This is a genomic window from Selenomonas ruminantium subsp. lactilytica TAM6421, from assembly GCF_000284095.1.
Classification (GTDB): Bacteria; Bacillota; Negativicutes; order Selenomonadales; family Selenomonadaceae; genus Selenomonas_A; species Selenomonas_A lactilytica.
On the sequence record NC_017078.1, the window covers coordinates 237992 to 256283 of the forward strand.

Annotated in this window: 16 protein-coding genes and 1 pseudogene; 4 read left to right on the top strand and 13 right to left on the bottom strand. The window is 48.6% G+C overall.

Annotated features, from left to right (window positions below; all coding sequences use genetic code 11):
• Positions 1 to 292 precede the first annotated feature (292 nt).
• The gene (locus tag SELR_RS16695) at positions 293 to 1810 is read left to right on the top strand and encodes an alanine/glycine:cation symporter family protein (RefSeq protein WP_014431238.1); all 1518 of its coding nucleotides are present in this window, start codon (positions 293 to 295) and stop codon (positions 1808 to 1810) included.
• Between the two features lie 87 nt (positions 1811 to 1897).
• On the opposite strand, the gene SELR_RS18060 is transcribed toward SELR_RS16695, so the two are convergent.
• The 5 genes from SELR_RS18060 to SELR_RS16715 form a co-directional block, all read right to left on the bottom strand.
• Positions 1898 to 3361 carry a GGDEF domain-containing protein gene (locus SELR_RS18060; RefSeq protein ID WP_014431239.1) on the bottom strand — a complete coding sequence of 488 codons (1464 nt, stop codon included), beginning with the start codon at positions 3359 to 3361 and terminating at the stop codon, positions 1898 to 1900.
• Between the two features lie 30 nt (positions 3362 to 3391).
• Positions 3392 to 3691: an autotransporter domain-containing protein gene (locus SELR_RS16705; RefSeq protein ID WP_014431240.1), complete on the bottom strand. Its 300-nt coding sequence runs from the start codon at positions 3689 to 3691 to the stop codon at positions 3392 to 3394.
• Between the two features lies 1 nt (position 3692).
• Positions 3693 to 4130: a C1 family peptidase gene (locus SELR_RS16710; RefSeq protein WP_231848202.1), complete on the bottom strand. Its 438-nt coding sequence runs from the start codon at positions 4128 to 4130 to the stop codon at positions 3693 to 3695.
• A gap of 88 nt (positions 4131 to 4218) precedes the next feature.
• Positions 4219 to 4380: a hypothetical protein gene (locus SELR_RS18990; protein ID WP_158645846.1), complete on the bottom strand. Its 162-nt coding sequence runs from the start codon at positions 4378 to 4380 to the stop codon at positions 4219 to 4221.
• 243 nt (positions 4381 to 4623) lie between these two features.
• Positions 4624 to 5244: a P-loop NTPase fold protein gene (locus tag SELR_RS16715; RefSeq protein ID WP_014431242.1), complete on the bottom strand. Its 621-nt coding sequence runs from the start codon at positions 5242 to 5244 to the stop codon at positions 4624 to 4626.
• A 256-nt stretch (positions 5245 to 5500) separates the two neighbouring features.
• Here SELR_RS16715 and SELR_RS16720 point away from each other — a divergent pair, with 256 nt between their 5' ends.
• Positions 5501 to 7000 (top strand): Y-family DNA polymerase, encoded by a 1500-nt coding sequence (locus SELR_RS16720; protein ID WP_014431243.1) that lies wholly within the window; start codon positions 5501 to 5503, stop codon positions 6998 to 7000.
• Positions 6997 to 7185, top strand: coding sequence for a hypothetical protein (locus SELR_RS16725; RefSeq protein ID WP_014431244.1), 189 nt, complete (start codon positions 6997 to 6999; stop codon positions 7183 to 7185). The genes SELR_RS16720 and SELR_RS16725 overlap by 4 nt, the downstream gene beginning before the upstream one ends.
• Before the next feature lie 24 nt (positions 7186 to 7209).
• Here the strand turns inward: SELR_RS16725 and SELR_RS16730 are convergent, their stop codons facing one another.
• From SELR_RS16730 to SELR_RS16750, 5 genes are all read right to left on the bottom strand, one after another.
• The gene (locus SELR_RS16730; protein WP_014431245.1) at positions 7210 to 7635 is read right to left on the bottom strand and encodes an ACT domain-containing protein; all 426 of its coding nucleotides are present in this window, start codon (positions 7633 to 7635) and stop codon (positions 7210 to 7212) included.
• Positions 7636 to 7652: 17 nt separating this feature from the next.
• A complete protein-coding gene (locus SELR_RS16735; protein WP_014431246.1) occupies positions 7653 to 8954 on the bottom strand; it encodes a phenylacetate--CoA ligase family protein in 1302 nt (433 codons plus the stop codon).
• Between the two features lie 99 nt (positions 8955 to 9053).
• Positions 9054 to 9632 carry an indolepyruvate oxidoreductase subunit beta gene (locus SELR_RS16740; protein WP_014431247.1) on the bottom strand — a complete coding sequence of 193 codons (579 nt, stop codon included), beginning with the start codon at positions 9630 to 9632 and terminating at the stop codon, positions 9054 to 9056.
• A 5-nt stretch (positions 9633 to 9637) separates the two neighbouring features.
• Positions 9638 to 11377: an indolepyruvate ferredoxin oxidoreductase subunit alpha gene (gene iorA / locus SELR_RS16745; protein WP_014431248.1), complete on the bottom strand. Its 1740-nt coding sequence runs from the start codon at positions 11375 to 11377 to the stop codon at positions 9638 to 9640.
• Between the two features lie 23 nt (positions 11378 to 11400).
• Complete coding sequence (locus SELR_RS16750) at positions 11401 to 13038, bottom strand: class I adenylate-forming enzyme family protein (RefSeq protein ID WP_014431249.1); 1638 nt, start codon at positions 13036 to 13038, stop codon at positions 11401 to 11403.
• Positions 13039 to 13868: 830 nt separating this feature from the next.
• On the opposite strand from SELR_RS16750, the gene SELR_RS16760 reads away from it, so the two are divergent.
• Entirely contained in the window at positions 13869 to 15080 is a 1212-nt protein-coding gene (locus SELR_RS16760; RefSeq protein WP_014431250.1) for a helix-turn-helix transcriptional regulator, read from the top strand.
• On the opposite strand, the gene SELR_RS16765 is transcribed toward SELR_RS16760, so the two are convergent.
• The 3 genes and pseudogenes from SELR_RS16765 to SELR_RS16775 all read right to left on the bottom strand — a co-directional run bounded on the left by SELR_RS16765 (position 15055) and on the right by SELR_RS16775 (position 18240).
• Positions 15055 to 15804 carry a tetratricopeptide repeat protein gene (locus tag SELR_RS16765; protein ID WP_014431251.1) on the bottom strand — a complete coding sequence of 250 codons (750 nt, stop codon included), beginning with the start codon at positions 15802 to 15804 and terminating at the stop codon, positions 15055 to 15057. The genes SELR_RS16760 and SELR_RS16765 overlap by 26 nt on opposite strands.
• Positions 15805 to 15902: 98 nt before the next feature.
• Positions 15903 to 16748 (bottom strand): hypothetical protein, encoded by an 846-nt coding sequence (locus SELR_RS18065; RefSeq protein WP_014431252.1) that lies wholly within the window; start codon positions 16746 to 16748, stop codon positions 15903 to 15905.
• Between the two features lie 119 nt (positions 16749 to 16867).
• Positions 16868 to 18240: pseudogene (locus SELR_RS16775) on the bottom strand (IS4 family transposase).
• Positions 18241 to 18292 lie beyond the last annotated feature (52 nt).

The window sequence follows — 18292 nt, forward strand, 5'->3', positions numbered from 1 at the left end:
TGTTCCAGAATGTCACACTTCGTTCTTGCTTTTGCCCCTTTGTATGATTAAACTTAGATTGAAGAAGAAACCAGACGCAATGCGGAAAATAGAAAGAGCAGGACCTGGAAAAATCCGGGCATGGCCACGGCAGCACAGGTCTCCATCTTTTTTGAATGCCTCTTTGTCACCCTGCCCATGCCTATGTTTACCGCCATTGCATATCAGCATGATTGTGCTAAAATGGTAACAGTAATTTCAGATTTTTTCCAGAGTATGTGCTGAATGGAACAGCATAGGAAGGGGATTGGTAATGTACGAATGGATAAGCAGCATCTGTGCTGTATTTCAAGAACTGGCAGACTGGGTGTGGGGCTTCCCCACCAATGTGGAGTGGTATGCGAGACTCCCCATTATCGGCGAGCTGCCGCTGGTGATCATCCTGCTGGTGGGAACGGGGATATACTTCACCTGCCAGCTGCGCTTTGTCCAAATCAAGTATTTCAAATATGGACTGAATGTCCTGATAAACAGCCATAAGGAAAAACAGGGCATCACGCCCCTTGCTTCGTTCCTGCTCTCCACGGCTATGCGGGTGGGGCCGGGAAATATCCTAGGGGTGACGGGCGCAGTTTCCACCGGCGGCCCCGGTGCCCTGTTCTGGATGTGGGTGTCAGCATTCTTTGGCATGGCGACGGCTTTTGTCGAATCGACACTGTCACAGATTTATAAGGACAAGCAGGGGGATGAATACGTTGGCGGCCTGCCCTGTTATGGCAGGAAACTTCTGGGTGGAGCTGCTGTAATCGGCGGTGTCTTGAGCCTGCTCTATATCATCTATGCCCTGCTCTGCATCCCGGCCCAGGGTTTCAATACCATCTCCGCCATGGTGTCCGTCACCCAGAATGTGACGGGGACGACGGTTGCCGCAGACAGTTCTCTGGTCTGGGGATTCTTCCTGCTGCTGATGGGCTTGACCGCCTTTTCCATCTTCGGGGGCCTGCGGCGCATCACCCGCATAACCGACGTGCTGGTGCCGATCATGGCCGTGGTTTATGTAACAGCCGTCCTAATCATGATTGCCATGAACCTTGAACTGCTGCCCTGGTTCTTCTATGTGGTGGTAACGGAGGCCTTCCGGCCGGAACCGGTCTTTGGCGGCGCCCTGGGCATAGCCCTTTCCCAAGGCATCAAGCGCGGCCTCATGAGCAACGAGGCCGGACAGGGTACCCTTTCCATGCCCGCCGCCGTATCCCATGCCAAACACCCCTGCGACCAGGGGATCATCCAGGCAATTGGCGTATTTCTGGACACCATGGTCATCTGCACCCTGACAGGCTTTGTCCTCATCATGGGACAGGCCTGGCTCAAGGATGGCTCCGCGGCCTGGTTTGAAATGGGACGTCTGGAAAAATTCCTGGCTTCCTGTGCCAAAATGCTGGGCAGCGATGCCGGCTATGGATTGGCCACACTGGTCATCAGCATCTGCTTTGGCATCTTCGCCTTTACCTGCCTGCTGGGCTTCCTGTCCTTCTCCGAGATTTGTGCCCGACAGATTTCCAACAATAAGCTCTTCATCGCGGCTGTCCGCTTGGTGAATCTGGCCGTGCTGGCCTTCGGCATGATCACGAACATCGCCGGCTTCGACCTCAGCGCCCTCTGGAATCTCAGCGACTTTGCCAACATCGTGATGGTCTGCTGCAACCTGCCGCTGCTTTACCTGGGCTTTGGCAAAGTTCAGAAGGCCTTCGAGCATTTTGAATGCCAGGAAGGCAAATTCGATTCCGAAACCTTTGGCGATCCATTACCCGTCTGGGATGAATGCAACTGATATATCTGAATCTATCATTTACGGATAAAGGCAGCGCCCCCTCTGCGTGATGCAGAAGGGGCGCTGCCTTTTCACTGCTATTGCAGGCTAATCCCTGCGTTCAGCCTTCATGGTTATTTTCTTTTTATACATGGCATCATCTGCCCGGCGGAATATATCTTCTACACTGGAATCCTTATGCTTATCAAAATAAGCCGTTCCCACCGCAACAGAAGGGGCTTCCCATGGCTTGACGTTTTCTTTGCCCGCAAGGCTGCTTAAATTTTGCTCAAACTCTGCCAGTAAATGATCCGCATTTTCCAAATCCTTATTCCGCAGAATCACGACAAATTCATCGCCGCCTATTCTGTATACAGGCGAATGGGCGAACACTTCGCATACAACACGGCAGGCATTTTTTATAAGCATATCGCCATACTCATGACCATAGGTGTCATTGATCTTCTTTAAGAAATTAATGTCCAGCATAACAATGCCAAAATCTCCCATACGGCCTTTTGTTATCTCTTCATTGATATCTTCCACGCTCTCGCCATAGGCAAATTTATTTTTTACCCCCGTAAGCGAATCCGTTTTGGCCAGTTGTTTCATATGGGCTGTCTCTTTTTCTGCAGAAATAACCTGAAGCATGTAGGCTTTAATATTTTCTGTCATCTGGCCGATCGTATTGCTTAAAGACTCAACTTCATTTTTGATATCCAGGCTGGGTTTTTCAAATGTAAGTTGATCGGGAGATCTTACATACTTACTCTGCTCAATATAGCGAATCGCACTTTTCTCCAACCATTCAATCGGATCGGTTATATTCCTGGATGTCCATCTAAGAAATAACGCAATAAATATCGCGCCAATGACAATGATGATCAAAAGAACGTTAACGGTTTTATACAGGATATCACGATACATCTGCGTCAGATCTATATCGACCCCCAAAACCGCATAGGGGGCGCCCATGGAATCACGCAGCGCGTAGATGCCACAATAGGAATGCCCCCAATAGGTGCTGCTTTCCATGAATACGATGTCTTTCGTGCCCATGATTTTATGATATTTGTCGACTTCTTCTTTTGTATATTCGTCCTTTGTGATATCGCCAAGATACAGATTTCCTTCTGTATTCTCGTAGCGGTCATATTTGTTTTCCGCCGTCAAAATCGACATGACATGATTGCCGCCATCTTCTTTCAAAGGCTTGATAATATAAAGATACTGAGGGTTGAAATCTTCCTTGACATCATCCATGAAGGCCATCAGGTCCTTATATTTCTTGCTTGCTGTTTTCGTATCCGCACAATGTTTCAAGTCATCGTTATCAATATGACCGGTCACATACGTGATGATATTCCTTATATGGGCTTCACTCTGTTTGAAAAAGAACTCCCTGTAACTGAAATATATGCTGACCCCCAGACATAAGCACAATACCAATACAAACAGGATGCAGCCTATTTTGACGCTCCTTTTCAAAGGCCTTCGGATTCTTTTATTTTCCATATTCATGTCTTCACCACACCCGTTTAAACTGCAAGGCTGCTGAAACGTCCCGGTCATGGGCGCCTTTCTGCAGCTGCGCTTCTCCGTTCAGGAACCAGCCTTTGGCAAATTCCGTTTACCCTGACAGGGAGCAGATAAAATGGGTCTTATCCTGGTGGCTCTGCCATTGTTGCCTTCGTAACGGAAGGAAAGCTCCGGATCGGCCCCGGTTTCGGCATATCCATTCTGTTGCAGGCAGGAAAGCTGCAGCCCTGCATAGGGGCTGATATGCCAGATCTTGCCGTCGCTGGCATGAAGGTCGTACTTATACTCCCCGCCGATCTCTGCCAGCTGGGAATGGTATTGCGCCGCAGCATCAAGGCCCAGCACGCCGAGACTGCGGTGCAATTTATTCCGCCCCCAGCCATAATCGGCATAGATATAGGCATCGACGGCACCCCGCCTTCCCCACTGTACTTCCCCAGCTGTTTTTCATGATAAAGGCACCCTTCAGTTCATTGCCATCCTCATCCTTGAGCTTGAAAAGATAGTCATCATCCCAGCCCACCAAAACCTGACCGTGATTGACGGCTTCGTTCGTGCTATACCATTCCCCATAGTTAAAAAATCCTTGCTGCGCACTATCCGCTCCCCAGTGAGATGCCCGAACTGCACCATTTTCAACGATCATGTCCTTGAGCTTTTCAATAACTTCCTCTGGCAAAGGCCCCCGAACATCTAACTGATAGTAATCATGCAAGAGCCCTGTAGGAGCAATGGTATCGGTTACTGCCTTGTATTCCGGATCGGCAATGAAATTCTTCCAAAGGACATCCTTCTCTGCCATATACCATTTCTCAGCCTCCTCAAATGCCATCCCTTCCTCTATCTTTCTCCATGCTTCGGCCGTGAGTTCATTCTTTATTTTTTCAAATTCATCCCAGATCTCCCCGTATGGGGACTCTTCTTCCAGGACAATTCCCTTGTTGAGACAGGTCATGATACTTTGGATTGGAAACCCAAAGCCCTGCCATTAAAGCAGCTGCTATAGCTTTTGCCAGTCTCTTATCTTCTTTTCTGTCCGCCAAGTTTTTCATTGTCCTTCCCCCTGCGCACTCATTGTTTACATGCCTGTCCATAGGGCAATTGGTTAAATATCGTATTATAATTATTAATATTCTGTTTATTTTGCCTGAAAGCTGATTGCATTTGTTATCCTTTCTTGCTCACAATTATATCACAAGCACGAGCAAGCATAAATCCCTACGGCACCACTTTTCCCCGGAAACAAACAAAGCTGACATTTGACCAATCAAATTGACCGGTCAAATGTCAGCTTTTTACGAAGCGGCCTGTATGGATTTGTTCAGTGTATCAAAATCCCGCAGGATAAACTCTGATGTCTTCTCGTTGAAGCCATCCACGGCTTTTATCTGTACGCTGCGCTGATTACGCGTATTGATTTCCATATGCACCACAAGATCGATAAGATGTGGGACTTCCTGGAAGGAAGTCTTGGAAAGCAGCGCGTAGCGCATCAGGGCATGACCGGCATCCGAGCAGTCAGAAAGGCCCAAATGCACGCCCTTGCGGCCACGGCGCAGCGCGAGCAGGAGCGGCTTGGCGATTCCGGCTTCCAGCTCGTTGATGACAATTCCGTTTTTGGCAGCCAGTGCCTGATTGAATTCTGTTATGGGCGAATTGAAAGTAAAAATCGGGTGAATCTTCGCAGACTCATGAAAGGAAAACTCGTTGAAATTCTGCACCAGCACGGTACGCGCACCCAGGTGATGCAGTTCGTTGGCAATCGCGTTGAGGAAGGTCGTTTTACCCACCCCGTGGTTTCCGCAGACAATGATATTCAACCGCTGTGAAAAGGCATGGAACAGAACATCGCGCTGGGCTGGCGTAATGACGCGTCTGCCCACATAGGAAGAGAGCATATAGCTTGGTACTTTCAATTTCACTGGCTCCTTTATCAAAAAACTACAAAGCTGAGCATAGTCTATCACAAAATCTTAGAGGAGAAAAGCCTTATTTTCCTTATTGGCACAAAATTTTTCCAATGTTGATGACAGGGATGCTGCCACCAGGCGTCATGCTTTTCACCAAAACATAAACAGGAAGTAGTTTGGGGATATTTTGACTTGTCAAAATGGACAGGTTATGCTACACTTTGTGCAAGTCAATTTCACAATAGGATGTGTGATATCCATTATGGAAAAGTCAAAATTCATCGCGATTGACCTCAAATCCTTCTATGCTTCGGTGGAATGCATGGAACGGGGGCTCGATCCGCTGACGACAAATCTGGTGGTGGCAGACGAAAGCCGCACGGAAAAAACCATCTGTCTGGCCGCCAGTCCTGCCATCAAGAAGTACGGCGTGCCGGGACGGGCCCGTCTCTTTGAGGTCGTGCAGAAAATAAAATTCGCCAACTGTGCCCGCCGGTATCAGGCCCCCGGCAGAAAACTGGTTGGCGAATCCTGTGACAGTCAGGAACTTGCGAAAAATCCCCAGCTTGCCATCAGCTATATTGTGGCGCCTCCCCGCATGGCTCTTTACATGGATTACAGTTCACGGGTGTACGGCGTCTATCTACGTTATATCTCCCCCCGTGACATCCATACTTATTCCATTGACGAGGTATTCATCAATGCCGGCCCCTATCTGGACACCTATAAGCTGACCGCCCATGAACTGGCCATGAAGATGGTGCGGGAGGTGCTGGCCGAAACCGGCATCACCGCTACCGCCGGCATCGGCACCAATATGTACCTGGCTAAGATCGCCATGGATATCACGGCCAAACACATGCCCCCGGACAAGGACGGCGTGCGCATCGCTGAGCTCAACGAAATGAGCTACCGGCAGCAGCTCTGGAACCATACCCCCCTCACGGACTTTTGGCGGGTGGGACGTGGCTATGCCAAGAAGCTTGTCGATATGGGGCTGCATTCCATGGGAGATATTGCCCGCTATTCTATAAGCGCCAGGGGCGAATGTGACCTTTATCAGGTATTCGGCGTCAACGCCGAACTGCTCATCGACCATGCCTGGGGCTATGAACCCTGCACCATGGAAACCGTCAAAAGCTACCGTCCCGCCAGCACCAGCCTGAGCAGCGGGCAGGTACTCCACTGCCCGTATACCCACGAGCAGGCAAAGCTCATCGTCTGGGAAATGGCCGACCAACTAGTCCTTGACCTGGTGGAAAAGAAACTGCTGACCAATCAGATCGTGCTGGATGTGGGCTATGATATCGAAAACATGGCCAGGGGCTATACCGGTCCCGTCCATATCGACCACTACGGGCGCAAGGTGCCCAAGGCTGCCCATGGAACCATCAGCCTTGACCGGCACACATCTTCCACCAGAAAACTATTGCAGGAAACGCTGGCCCTCTATGACCGCATTACCCTGCCCCCTCTCCTTGTCCGCCGCATTACCGTAACCGCCGGCCGGCTGATCAGTGAAGACAGTCTGGCCTGTCAGCAGGAAGCCGTCGTGCAGTTCAGTCTCTTTGAGGACATGGAGAGCAAAGCCCGTCAGCAGGAAGCCGACCAGCAAGCGGAAAAACGGGAAAGATCCCTGCAACACGCCATGCTGGCCATCAAGCACCGCTTTGGCAAAAATGCCATCCTCAAAGCGGCCAACCTGAAAGAAGAAGCCCGCACCATCGAGCGCAACCGTGAAATAGGAGGTCATAAAGCATGAATGTGACACGAAAGATCGAAGACTATGCCGACATCATCAACCTGCCCCGCCCTGAGCTGCGCTGCCATCCCCGCATGCCCATGGAAAAAAGGGCCGCTCAGTTTTCCCCCTTCGCCGCTTTGACCGGCTATGACAAAGTGGTGGCAGAAACCGTCCGCAAGCATGAAGATAATATTGACACCTGATTTGAGGAGACAGTGCGCCCTGTCTCAGACCTCAGCCATATCCTCCGCTGACAAACAATTGAAACCTTTGGCTACGAGATGGGCCTCGGCCGTCTTCGTCTCACTTACCCGGAAGATCATATAAGCACCGTTCTTACCCGCAAAGGCGTACATGTACTCAATGTTGATCTTGGCCTCCTCAAAGGCCTGCAGGAGCTTGTCCAGGCCCCCCACCTCATCGGGAATGGCATAGACCAGCACCGGCGTAAGCGACGCGATGAAGTTGGCCTCCCCCAGCACATTGGTGGTCTCATAGACGTCATCCACCAGCATCCGCACGATGCCGAAGTCCTTGGTGTCCACCACCGTCAATGCCCGGATATTGATATCATTGGCCGTCAGCACAGAGGTCATCTTCTTGAGCATCCCCGGCTTGTTTTCAAGGAATACAGAAATCTGTTTTACACACATCTTCTTGCACCTCCCCGTCAGATTTTCCGGCGGTCAATCACCCGCACGGCCTTGCCTTCACTGCGCTCGATGCTCTTGGGTGCCACCAGCGTGACCTTGGCCCGGATGCCCAGAATATCCTTGATGCCGTCAGCCAGAGCCTTGCGCCGTTCGTCGATTTCGCCCACACTGTCGGTGAACATCTGAGGCGTCATTTCCACCCGGACATCCAATGTATCCGTATTGTTCACCCGATCCACAATCAGCTGATAGTTGGCGGCATAGCCCTGATTCAGCAGCACCGTCTCAATCTGGCTTGGGAACACGTTGACACCACGGATAATCAGCATATCATCGGAGCGGCCCTTGAGCTTGAGCATCCGCACATGGGTGCGCCCACAGGAGCAGGTTTCCCTGGTCAGGGTGCAGATATCCCGGGTGCGATAGCGCAGCATGGGAAAGGCCTGCTTGTCCAGCGCCGTGAACACCAGTTCCCCCTGGCTGCCCTCCGGCAGGACTTCGCCGGTTTCCGGATCGATGGTCTCCACGATGAAATGGTCTTCGTTCACATGCATGCCATTCTGGGCCGAGCACTCAAAGGCCACCCCAGGGCCGGAAATCTCCGTCAGCCCATAGATGTCATAAGCCTTGATGCCCAAGGTCTTCTCAATATCCTGCCGCATTTCCTCAGACCAGGCCTCGGCACCGAAGATGCCGATTTTCAGCGGGATATCCTCCGGCCGATAGCCCATCTCCTTCATGCTTTCAGCCAGATAAGCCGCATAGCTGGGCGTACAACAGAGAATCGTAGCCTTGAGGTCCATAATGAACATGACCTGCCGTTCCGTATTGCCGGAGCTGGCAGGCACCGTGAGGCATCCCACCTTATGGGAGCCACCGTCAACACCTGCCCCGCCGGTAAAGAGGCCATAGCCATAGGAAATCTGACAGACGTCCTCGTTTGTCCCCCCTGCCGCCATAATGGCCCGGGCGCAGCATTCCTCCCACATATCGATATCCGCCTGGGTGTAGAAGGCAATCACCCGTTTGCCCGTGGTGCCCGATGTAGAGTGGATGCGCACGCAGTCCTTCAGTGGTACCGCCAGCATACCATAGGGATAGGCCTTGCGCAGATCCTTCTTGGACAGGAAGGGCAGCTTGTAAAGATCAGCCGTGGATTTAATATCCTCGGGGCGCACGCCCTTTTCCTCCATCTTCTTGCGGTAATAAGGCACATGCTCCCAGACATGATGCACCTGCTTGATGAGTTTTTCGTTCTGTATGGCCTTGATTTTCTCATAAGGCGCACATTCCATTTCCTGCTGGAAATAACGTTCCATATAGTTCCCCCTGTTCTTTGTTTTCCTCTTTGGGAAAGCTCTTTGTTATAGCCCCTTCCACCGCTGCGCGGTCCCCCTTCCCCAAAGGGGAAGGCTATCTCAACCTTGATAATTCTTTCCTAACGCAAATGCCTTGCGATTGATTTCCAGGAACTTCGGCGGCACATTGTCCGTCAATACGGCCTGCCATTTTTCCTCGGGAATGTCAAAATAATGGGAAAGCCTGCCCAAAAGCACGATATTGACGGCTTTGACCGAACCGGCTTCCCGGGCCAGTGTCAGACAGTCCATGGCGTCCAGCTTTACGCCCTGCTCCCGGATTTTTTCCACCAGCCCTTGCGGATATTCAGCCTGTCCCGTAATCACCGGCATGGGATCGATTTGCTGGGTATTAGTCACAATCTGTCCCTCAGGCTTCAAATAGGCCAACCAGCGGGCCGTTTCCAGAATTTCAAAGGACACGATGTAATCCGCTTCCCCTGCATCCACCACAGGGGAGTACACATGATCGCCAAAGCGCACATAGGTGATGACGCTGCCACCACGCTGGGACATGCCATGAACCTCGGACACCTTGACATCATAGCCTTCCCGCAGCAGCAGATCCCCCAGTATCTTGCTGGCCAAAAGGGAACCTTGGCCGCCAACGCCTACGATGATGATATTCTTTGTCTTCATACGCCTCAACCTTTCTCCCCGGTGCTGGAAAACGCCTGCTTCGGACAGAGCTGGCTGCAGACTTCACAGCCCACGCACTGGGTGGCATCCACCACAGCCTTGCCCTCCTTCATGGAAATGGCAGGACACCCTACCCGCATGCAGCTCTTGCAGCCAATGCACTTTTCCTTGTCCACCACAAGGGGCGGGCGATGCTTCACCTTCTTGAGCAGTGCACAGGGACGGCGGGAGATAATAACAGAGGCCTCATCCACGGCCAGCTCCTCAGCAATAGCCGTATCGCAGGCCTTAAGGTCATAGGGATCCACCACCCGCACCCGCTTAAAGCCCATGGCCCAGCAGAGGGCTTCCAGATCGATTCTCCCCGCAGGCTCGCCCTTGATATTGTAACCCGTGGCCGGATTCTGCTGGTGGCCCGTCATGCCCGTGATGCTGTTGTCCAGGATGACGATGGTGGAAGCCGACTGATTGTAGGCCACATTGGCCAGCCCTGTCATGCCCGAGTGCATAAAGGTGGAATCGCCGATAACGGCCACCACATTCCCAGCTTTCTCCCCCAGCACCTTATGGAACCCATGGGTGGCACCAATAGAAGCGCCCATGCAGAGTGTCATCTCGATGGCCCCCAACGGCGGTACAGCTCCCAGGGTATAACAGCCGATATCCCCCAGCACCGTGCATTTGCGCTTTTTCAGGGCATAGAACATGCCCCGGTGGGGGCAGCCCGCGCACATAACCGGCGGCCGGGGGGGAACAGGCTCTGCAATACTCGTTCCCTTTGGCACCTCCCGGTCAAAGGCTGCCGCCAATTTATTCTGGGAGAATTCATCGATGCCCGGCAGGATATCACGACCGGATACGGTCAGCCCCATGGCCCTGACCTGCTGTTCGATCACATCGTCCAGTTCTTCCACCACCACGAGTTTTTTCACCTTGGCGGCAAAGTCCCGAATCAGCTTATCGGGCAAGGGATTGGTCATGCCCAGCTTCAGGACGCTGACCTCATCCCCGAAAACTTCCTTGACATATTGATAAGAAGTGGATGCGGTAATGATACCTAAATCCGTGCCCCCCATCTCCACGTGGTTGATTTCAGCGGTTTCCGCATACTCCCGCAGAGCTTTTGTACGCGCCTCCACAATGGGGTGGCGCTTCTTGGCATTCCCCGGCATCATGACGTATTTGGCGATATCTTTCGCATAGGGCTTTTCCTGCTCCACCCGTTCCCCCGTTTCCACCACGGACTGGGAATGGGCTACCCGGGTACAGGTTTTCAGGAGCACCGGCGTGTCGAAACGCTCCGACAGCTCATAGGCCAGTTTTGTGAAGGCCAGGGCTTCGGCGGAATCCGCCGGCTCCAGCATGGGAACCTTGGCGGCGATGGCATAATGGCGGCTGTCCTGCTCATTCTGGGAAGAATGCATGCCCGCATCGTCGGCCACCACGATGACCAGCCCTGCATTAACCCCCGTATAAGACATGGTGAACAAGGGGTCAGCTGCCACATTAAGCCCCACATGCTTCTGGGCGCAGAAGGCGCGCCGGCCGGCTAGCGAAGCCCCGAAGGCCGATTCCATGGCCACCTTCTCATTGGGCGCCCATTCACAGTAGATCTCATCGTATTTGACTGCTTCCTCCGTGATCTCGGTACTGGGTGTACCGGGATAGCTGGAGACAAAGCAGACACCTGCTTCATAAAGGCCACGGGCGATGGCCTTGTTGCCCAGCATCAGTTCTTTCTTCATAGCTCTCCTCTTTTCTGTATGGGTTATCGTTGGGTCTCCTGCGCCACGAGATTTTCGATGCCATAGCGCTTGCGCAGGACAGGCTTTTCAATCTTGCCCGTGGCATTGCGGGGCACCGGCTCAAAGATGATTTTCTTGGGGCGTTTGTAACGGGGCAGATCCAGACAGAATTCCTCAATCTCCGCCTCAGTGCAGCTCATGCCCTCCTTGAGCTCGATAATGGCCGTGCTGATTTCCCCAAGACGCCGGTCGGGCAGGCCGATGACCGCCACATCCTTGATCTTGTGGTATTTATGCAGGAAGTCCTCGATCTGCACGGGATAGATATTCTCGCCGCCGCTGACGATGACATCCTTCTTGCGATCCACCAGATAGTAAAAACCCTCCTCATCCTGCCGGGCCATATCCCCCGTCAGCAGCCAGCCATCATGCAGCACGGCGGCCGTGGCTTCCTCGTCATGGTAATAACAGGTCATAACCCCGGGGCCTTTGACACAAAGCTCGCCGATCTCTCCCTGGGGCACCTCCTGCCCCTGCTCATCCAGGATGCGGCACTGCCAGCGGTAGCCGGGAACGCCGATGGCCCCCACCTTGCGGATATTCTCCAGCCCCAGATGCACGCAGCCCGGCCCCGTGGATTCCGACAAGCCGTAGTTGGTATCGTAATCGTGATGGGGAAAATACTCCTTCCAGCGGCGGATCAAGCTGGGCGGCACAGGCTGGGCCCCGATATGCATCAGCCGCCACTGGGCAAGTTCATAATCCGCCAGCTTCAATTCCCCGCTGTCCAAGGCATCCAGAATATCCTGGGCCCAGGGCACCAGCAGCCAGACAATGGTGCAATGCTCCTGGGACACAGCCGAGAGAATGACATCAGGCTTGGCGCCTTTGAGCAGCACGGCCCGGCTGCCGGAAATCAAACTGCCCATCCAATGGAACTTAGCTCCCGTATGATAGAGGGGCGGAATGCAGAGGAACACATCCTCCCGCCCCGTCTTATGATGCTTCTGCTCCATCTGAGCCGCCTGAGTCAGGCTTTGATGCTTATGCAGGATGGCCTTGGGAAAGCCCGTGGTGCCCGAGGAAAAATAGATGGCCCCCAGATCGTCATCGGTAATCAGGGGTGCATCCGGCTTGGTGCTGGGGCAGTCCGCCGCCAGGATATGATAGCTTTCCGCAAAGCTGGGGCAGTTGTCCCCCACATAGATCAACAGCCGCCCTTTGGACAGGCGCTCCGCATTGGTCTCGATGCGCCCGATAAACTCCGGCCCAAAGATGATGGCCTGCACCTCCGCCAGCTCGGCGCAGTAGAGGATTTCCCCGGCATCGTAGCGGAAATTGAAGGGCACGGCAATGGCGCCGGTCTTTAAGATGCCAAAATAGATGGGCAGCCATTCCAGGCTGTTGTACATGATGATGGCCACCTTGTCCCCCTTGCCGATGCCCCGCTGCAGCAGCATATTGGCGCAGCGGTTGGCCTTCTCGTCAAAGACGCTCCAGGTGATTTCCCGCCGGTAGGGCGCAAAGGAATTTGCTTCAATGAGACTGTATTCCTTCCAGCTCAGACGGCGGTTGTCCGGCTCTGCGGGGTTGAGTTCCACCAGCGCCACCTCATCCCCATAAAGCTGCGCATTTCGTTCCAGATAATCCATAACAGGCATATCGCTTAACCATCTCCTTTATTGTGCACAAAATCGTAAAATTTCAGCAATTAATACAAATTTCGGCATACAGACCATATTTTCCTTCTTGCAAATTGTCCTGCACAAAAAAAAATTGACCGGTCAATCTGACATGTCAAAACCTGATAATCAGGACAAAACCGTCCGGCCGAGAGTACAAATGGCTATGTGCCATGATGACAGTTGACTATCAGCCGAACACTCACACCGCTAGGCACATCATAAAAATCAGCTGTCCTGTCATATTTGGCAGAACAGCTGATTTTTATATGCTATCTATATGGTACCTCTGTTATACTTGAAACAATAAAATAATTAGAGAATTTTGTATTGACATGTATCGAAAATATTAGCTTTCAGGAGTTGATCAAATGAATACCCAAGCTTTCATTTGTTGGAAAAATGACCATTCAAATAAATATTGTCAATTCACATATCCTATCGATGCTTTTGGTTACGAAAATATAATTGACGGATATGAATTTACACTTATAGGAAGCACTTGTGAATTGTACGATATTCTACGATTATTGAAAGTTGACAAATTCCCAAAAGAATTCCTAGACCACGAATCGAATCTATTGCGTTTTGGCATATCATACAAGGGGATAATTAGGGGATGTATAGTCTTATATAAATCACATAATTACAAATTTTATCTTCCAATACCTTGTGATGAAAAATTAATTACCACCATAAACAAATGGTTAAATTCTATGAATGATTAGCAGGATATTGCTCTTTCATTGCAGAAATAGTCTAACAAGATAATATGCACCTTATATTTCCTGACAAGGGAGGTTATCATAATGGACTCTGCCAATAAAAGCAAGGTGAAATTTTTGTTGCTGCTCGATGCCTTGCTACATACTAATCATGCAAATCCAAGAGCCACACCAAAGTTAATCAACGACGTCGAAACAGCCTTGGAATCCATTTTCCCTCAAGAACAAAACAATACTATATCCGATACCACAATTGGCAGATATATAAAATCAATCAATGCCAGCAAGCTCTTCCATATTGAAACCATGAAAGCCAAGAAAAGTGGTTACTACTGCGATAAATTTCTCTTTGATTCAGCAGAATTCTCGGTAATTGCGCAGGCTCTTTTCCAATCTCCATCCATTTCTACAAAAGAAACCATTGCTTTATTAGGAAAATTTATGCATCGCACGGATGCTCTTGGCGATAAATATCTTAAAATCATGATGAAACAGCTTAGTAACACCGCACCACGTCGTAAGACAAAACGAAAAATACTTCCTATCATCCAAATTATCCTGGAATCAATCTGGTATGAAAATAAAATTTCTTTTACCTACTATATCAATGATACAAATGAAATAAAAAAGCGGCATAAACATATTGACGAAAAAACCGGCCAGCCTAAGAAATACATCGTTTCCCCTTATTTTCTTGTTTGGCACTCTGATGAATGTTATCTGATTGCCAATCTCGACAGTCTCAATGAAAAAGGACGCAAAACATTTACTCATTTCAAGGTATCACGCATCGCAAATGACATCATGCGATTAACAATGTCACCTGTAGAGTCAATTTCTCTTATGGATGAGTATAAACATTATTACATACCAGAAAAGAATAAATGTAGCAAAACTAACGAAACGGTGGATTTCGAAAAATTATCACATCAAACGGCATTGAAAAGCTTTGCTCTTGACCGTTACATGCGAGAGCATTTATGGATGTTCCATAGCATGTCTGCCCCCATAAAGCTGCGTCTGTATTTCACGGAAGATTCCGTACGTCTGATACAAATGCGCTTTGATCTGGATAGCCGTGCTCTGAAACTCAATCCCATCAGTGGACGTTATGCAAAAGACGGTAAGCAGTTATACAGTGCCTACATCCGTGTTCAAGAAAATGAAGGTCTGTATGTTTGGCTGATGCAGATGGGGAGCCGTATCTTTGTCAAAGAACCAGCCTCCATCCGCGAAAAGCTCAAACAACGCCTACAAGATGCATTAGATGTCAACGCTTATCTTGAAAACAATTAGTATCCCAATACACAATTTCATGGTATGCATCCGGTAAAGCCTGCTGCATTTCCTTAAACAGATCCATAGCCGAGGCCCCAGCCGTATTGATGGATAGCAATGCAGTACGACTGGCGGCCACGGCTTCATTGGTATTATCAAGGGCATCAAGAGCTTTCAACATAAATTCCTTTACCTCGGCATGTTTTCCTCTTTTAGCAGCTAATTTTGCCTTGCATTGATTGCCATAAAAAACATAACTGTTGTTCTTGCTGCCTGCGTTTTTATAACGTTCAATCATATCATCAGCCAGGGCTTCTGCTTCCTGCGCCTGTCCTAGTTCGCAAAGGATTAGGAACTTATGCATCAAAAGATTGCCACGAATCGTGAACTCATAATCATCAGTTCGGGATTCGGCAAGGTCTATTGCCTGTTCAATATGCTGGAGCGCCTGCTCGTTATCACCTTGCTGGCTCTCCAGTATGCTAAGATCACGAAGTGCCCACGCACGTAAATCTATATCAGAGGATCTATCGGACGATTTTTCATTAAGTGGAATAGCAATCGCATCACGAAATAGTTCAATGGCATATTTTGGATAATTAAGGCCATACATATTCAATAATCTTGCTAAAGTTGCTTTATGCTCCCAATTATCATAATTGTTATATGTTAGCAATGGTGGGGTTAATTTGGATTTATCTTGAACCAGCTGCACAAGCTCATTATATTTTTCTTTTGTCATTATAATATATACTCTCCTTTTTCCTACTTAATCACCGCTACCTTTATATTGAGTCTTTTGATTAAAATAAGACGGCTCAACACCTTAAACTGATTATACTATACATTTAATGATGTAGTGTTTATAATAGAATTTATTTCGATTGCATCAGGAAATTCCACATTATTTTTTTCAGTAGTAGTTTTACCATACTTATCTATCATTACGAACTCACTATCTATGGAAATTTTAAATTTTTTAAACATATTATTGGTGATTCTTCCCAAGTTTCCTTTTGGTTTAATTTTCTTCTCGATTTTATCATAATATTTCTTACATTTCTCCCTCCTAGCTTCATTATTCAAATACTCATCCCATATGAGCTTATTATAATCAATAATAAGCTCTCTGTATTTATTATAGATTTTTTGTCGAAGTGCTTTTTGAAATCTCCTAGGTAAGTCTCCTTTTGCTTCATGTCCAGTTAACGGATCAAACATTTTGGGTATAAGCATTATATTCCATGGTGCTGAAAACATATACATATTTTTGGTTTTCCCCCAAACATGTGAAACTTGATAATTTATATAATTAGTCTTATTCTCATCCGCTACCAGTCTTTTTAAAATCTCTTGTGGTTCTTTATTATTAGTCGGATCCGTACATATCTCTAATCCAAATACTTCCTTATAAAAATCTATATAAAGCTCTTTAGAACCTTCACTTCTTCCATACTTTCTAATATACACATTTTCTTCATTATTCAATTTTCTTCTTTTATCATCAATTCTTTTCTTAAGCTTATCCCATTCATTTTTTGCTTTATCTTCATTAGGCATAGAATATGCATCCACCCCCCAATTAATAAATTGTTCTTTATCTACTTTAATTTTTTCTAAAAAAATTTCATACCCATCCTTTGTTGTTTTAGCTTCTTCCAATTCATTATTATTTTTCTTCGCCATAAATAATCACCTCATATTTCATCATGCAAGGTCATTCTCTTATTTACTCAAACTTCGCACATCCGAAACAAGCCTTCTATCAGGCGTAGCATAGGGAACTGACTGCTAAAAAGGCAACATCATGCACATCGGTTCAGGCAATTGTGCCATAAATCAGGCAGATTTTCCAAAAAGGAATCTAGCATGGCATTTAGTTTTTTTCAAGGAAAAGCCATTTTTCCGTTATCATGGATACAAGCTTTTTCAACACCATAATCAGCGCATCCATGTACTGTAAATCCTGCAATTCATCGCACGAAACATAGAATAATTCGCCAATACTCCGCTTATCGACTTTTCTGCGTTGTTCCAGAGATAACAGCATATATCTAGCCAACACAACAGACACATGGGCGGTCATTGCATCATAAGACATAGTTCTGCTCTCTTTGCCAAGTTTCAGATACGATTTGCACATTTTGAAAAAGACTTCTATATTCCAGCGCTTGCCATAGGTTTGGATGATTTCTTCTTCGGACAGATTGACATCCGTAGAAACCAAAATCAGATAATCCTGTCGGTTGTTCCTGTTTCTAACAAAGACCAGTTTTACGGGAATAGTCTGGTTTCCTTTAATAGCCTCCGCTTCTACGGAAAGAAGATACGAGGATCGGCCACGGCGCTTCTTGGCTGCTCGGAAAATGGCAGGTGCACTTTGCATCCGTCTATTGTAGCGAAAATGAATTTTGTCACTTTTCTTGACCATGCCAATGACATCGTAGCCAATATCCTTGACTTGTAGCAAAGAAGACGGTGAACAGAACCAAGTGTCAAAAAGGACATACTTTGCTGGAACATCAGCAGCTTTCGCATCTTTCAGCAAGGTCAGCATCACGCTGGTAGCCTTAGTCTGCGCCAGTTTACGCAGTTTGCCACCATTGCTTCTCGCATCAATATCTGAAGATGCTTCCTGCAGTCGGTTTTCACGTTCTGCGGAAGATAACAGGCACTGACTCAACGGCAGAAAGGAATTCCCATCACTCCAGCCAAGCGTTAACATACGGAAACCTTTGGTATATTTATGCTCTACATGGTCATAGACCTTAGCCAGCAGTTCTACCTTTTTCGCGCGTGCCCGGCTGAAAAGAGAATCGTCGATGATAAGTACATTGCGACGTCTCTCGTTGGTGAGTGGTTCAATCTTCTGGATAACTGCCGAGGATAGCTGTAATGTGAATTTGCGCCAGTTGATGCTGCTGGAATTCATAAATCGGTAAAAGGTATCCTTAGCAAAAGGGATAGACGTTGAAGATTCTCGCTGCTTTTGGAAGAATGATTTACTGCTGAAGGCATTTTCAAAAGCTACCTGAAATACGTCTTTGACCGAAAAGCCGCGTACCTTGTATGCATTGCAGGCTTTAAGAATCCGTCCTACATGGAATTCTTCAAGAAAACGAGAAATTTTCGAGGAAAGGAGTTCACGAGACTGGTGATTATGTGCTACAATATTCATGGCATAAGCCCTCCGTTTATGTTGTGATAGTTTAGGCACTTTCATTATACAA

Excerpts from the sequence above, each read along its gene's own strand:
- SELR_RS16695 (WP_014431238.1), top strand. The coding sequence starts at position 293 with ATGTACGAATGGATAAGCAGCATCTGTGCTGTATTTCAAGAACTGGCA.
- SELR_RS18060 (WP_014431239.1), bottom strand. The coding sequence starts at position 3,361 with ATGACCGGGACGTTTCAGCAGCCTTGCAGTTTAAACGGGTGTGGTGAA.
- SELR_RS16710 (WP_231848202.1), bottom strand. The coding sequence starts at position 4,130 with ATGGCAGAGAAGGATGTCCTTTGGAAGAATTTCATTGCCGATCCGGAA.
- SELR_RS18990 (WP_158645846.1), bottom strand. The coding sequence starts at position 4,380 with ATGAAAAACTTGGCGGACAGAAAAGAAGATAAGAGACTGGCAAAAGCT.
- SELR_RS16720 (WP_014431243.1), top strand. The coding sequence starts at position 5,501 with ATGGAAAAGTCAAAATTCATCGCGATTGACCTCAAATCCTTCTATGCT.
- SELR_RS16725 (WP_014431244.1), top strand. The coding sequence starts at position 6,997 with ATGAATGTGACACGAAAGATCGAAGACTATGCCGACATCATCAACCTG.
- SELR_RS16730 (WP_014431245.1), bottom strand. The coding sequence starts at position 7,635 with ATGTGTGTAAAACAGATTTCTGTATTCCTTGAAAACAAGCCGGGGATG.
- SELR_RS16735 (WP_014431246.1), bottom strand. The coding sequence starts at position 8,954 with ATGGAACGTTATTTCCAGCAGGAAATGGAATGTGCGCCTTATGAGAAA.
- SELR_RS16740 (WP_014431247.1), bottom strand. The coding sequence starts at position 9,632 with ATGAAGACAAAGAATATCATCATCGTAGGCGTTGGCGGCCAAGGTTCC.
- iorA (WP_014431248.1), bottom strand. The coding sequence starts at position 11,377 with ATGAAGAAAGAACTGATGCTGGGCAACAAGGCCATCGCCCGTGGCCTT.
- SELR_RS16750 (WP_014431249.1), bottom strand. The coding sequence starts at position 13,038 with ATGCCTGTTATGGATTATCTGGAACGAAATGCGCAGCTTTATGGGGAT.
- SELR_RS16760 (WP_014431250.1), top strand. The coding sequence starts at position 13,869 with ATGGACTCTGCCAATAAAAGCAAGGTGAAATTTTTGTTGCTGCTCGAT.
- SELR_RS16765 (WP_014431251.1), bottom strand. The coding sequence starts at position 15,804 with ATGACAAAAGAAAAATATAATGAGCTTGTGCAGCTGGTTCAAGATAAA.
- SELR_RS18065 (WP_014431252.1), bottom strand. The coding sequence starts at position 16,748 with ATGGCGAAGAAAAATAATAATGAATTGGAAGAAGCTAAAACAACAAAG.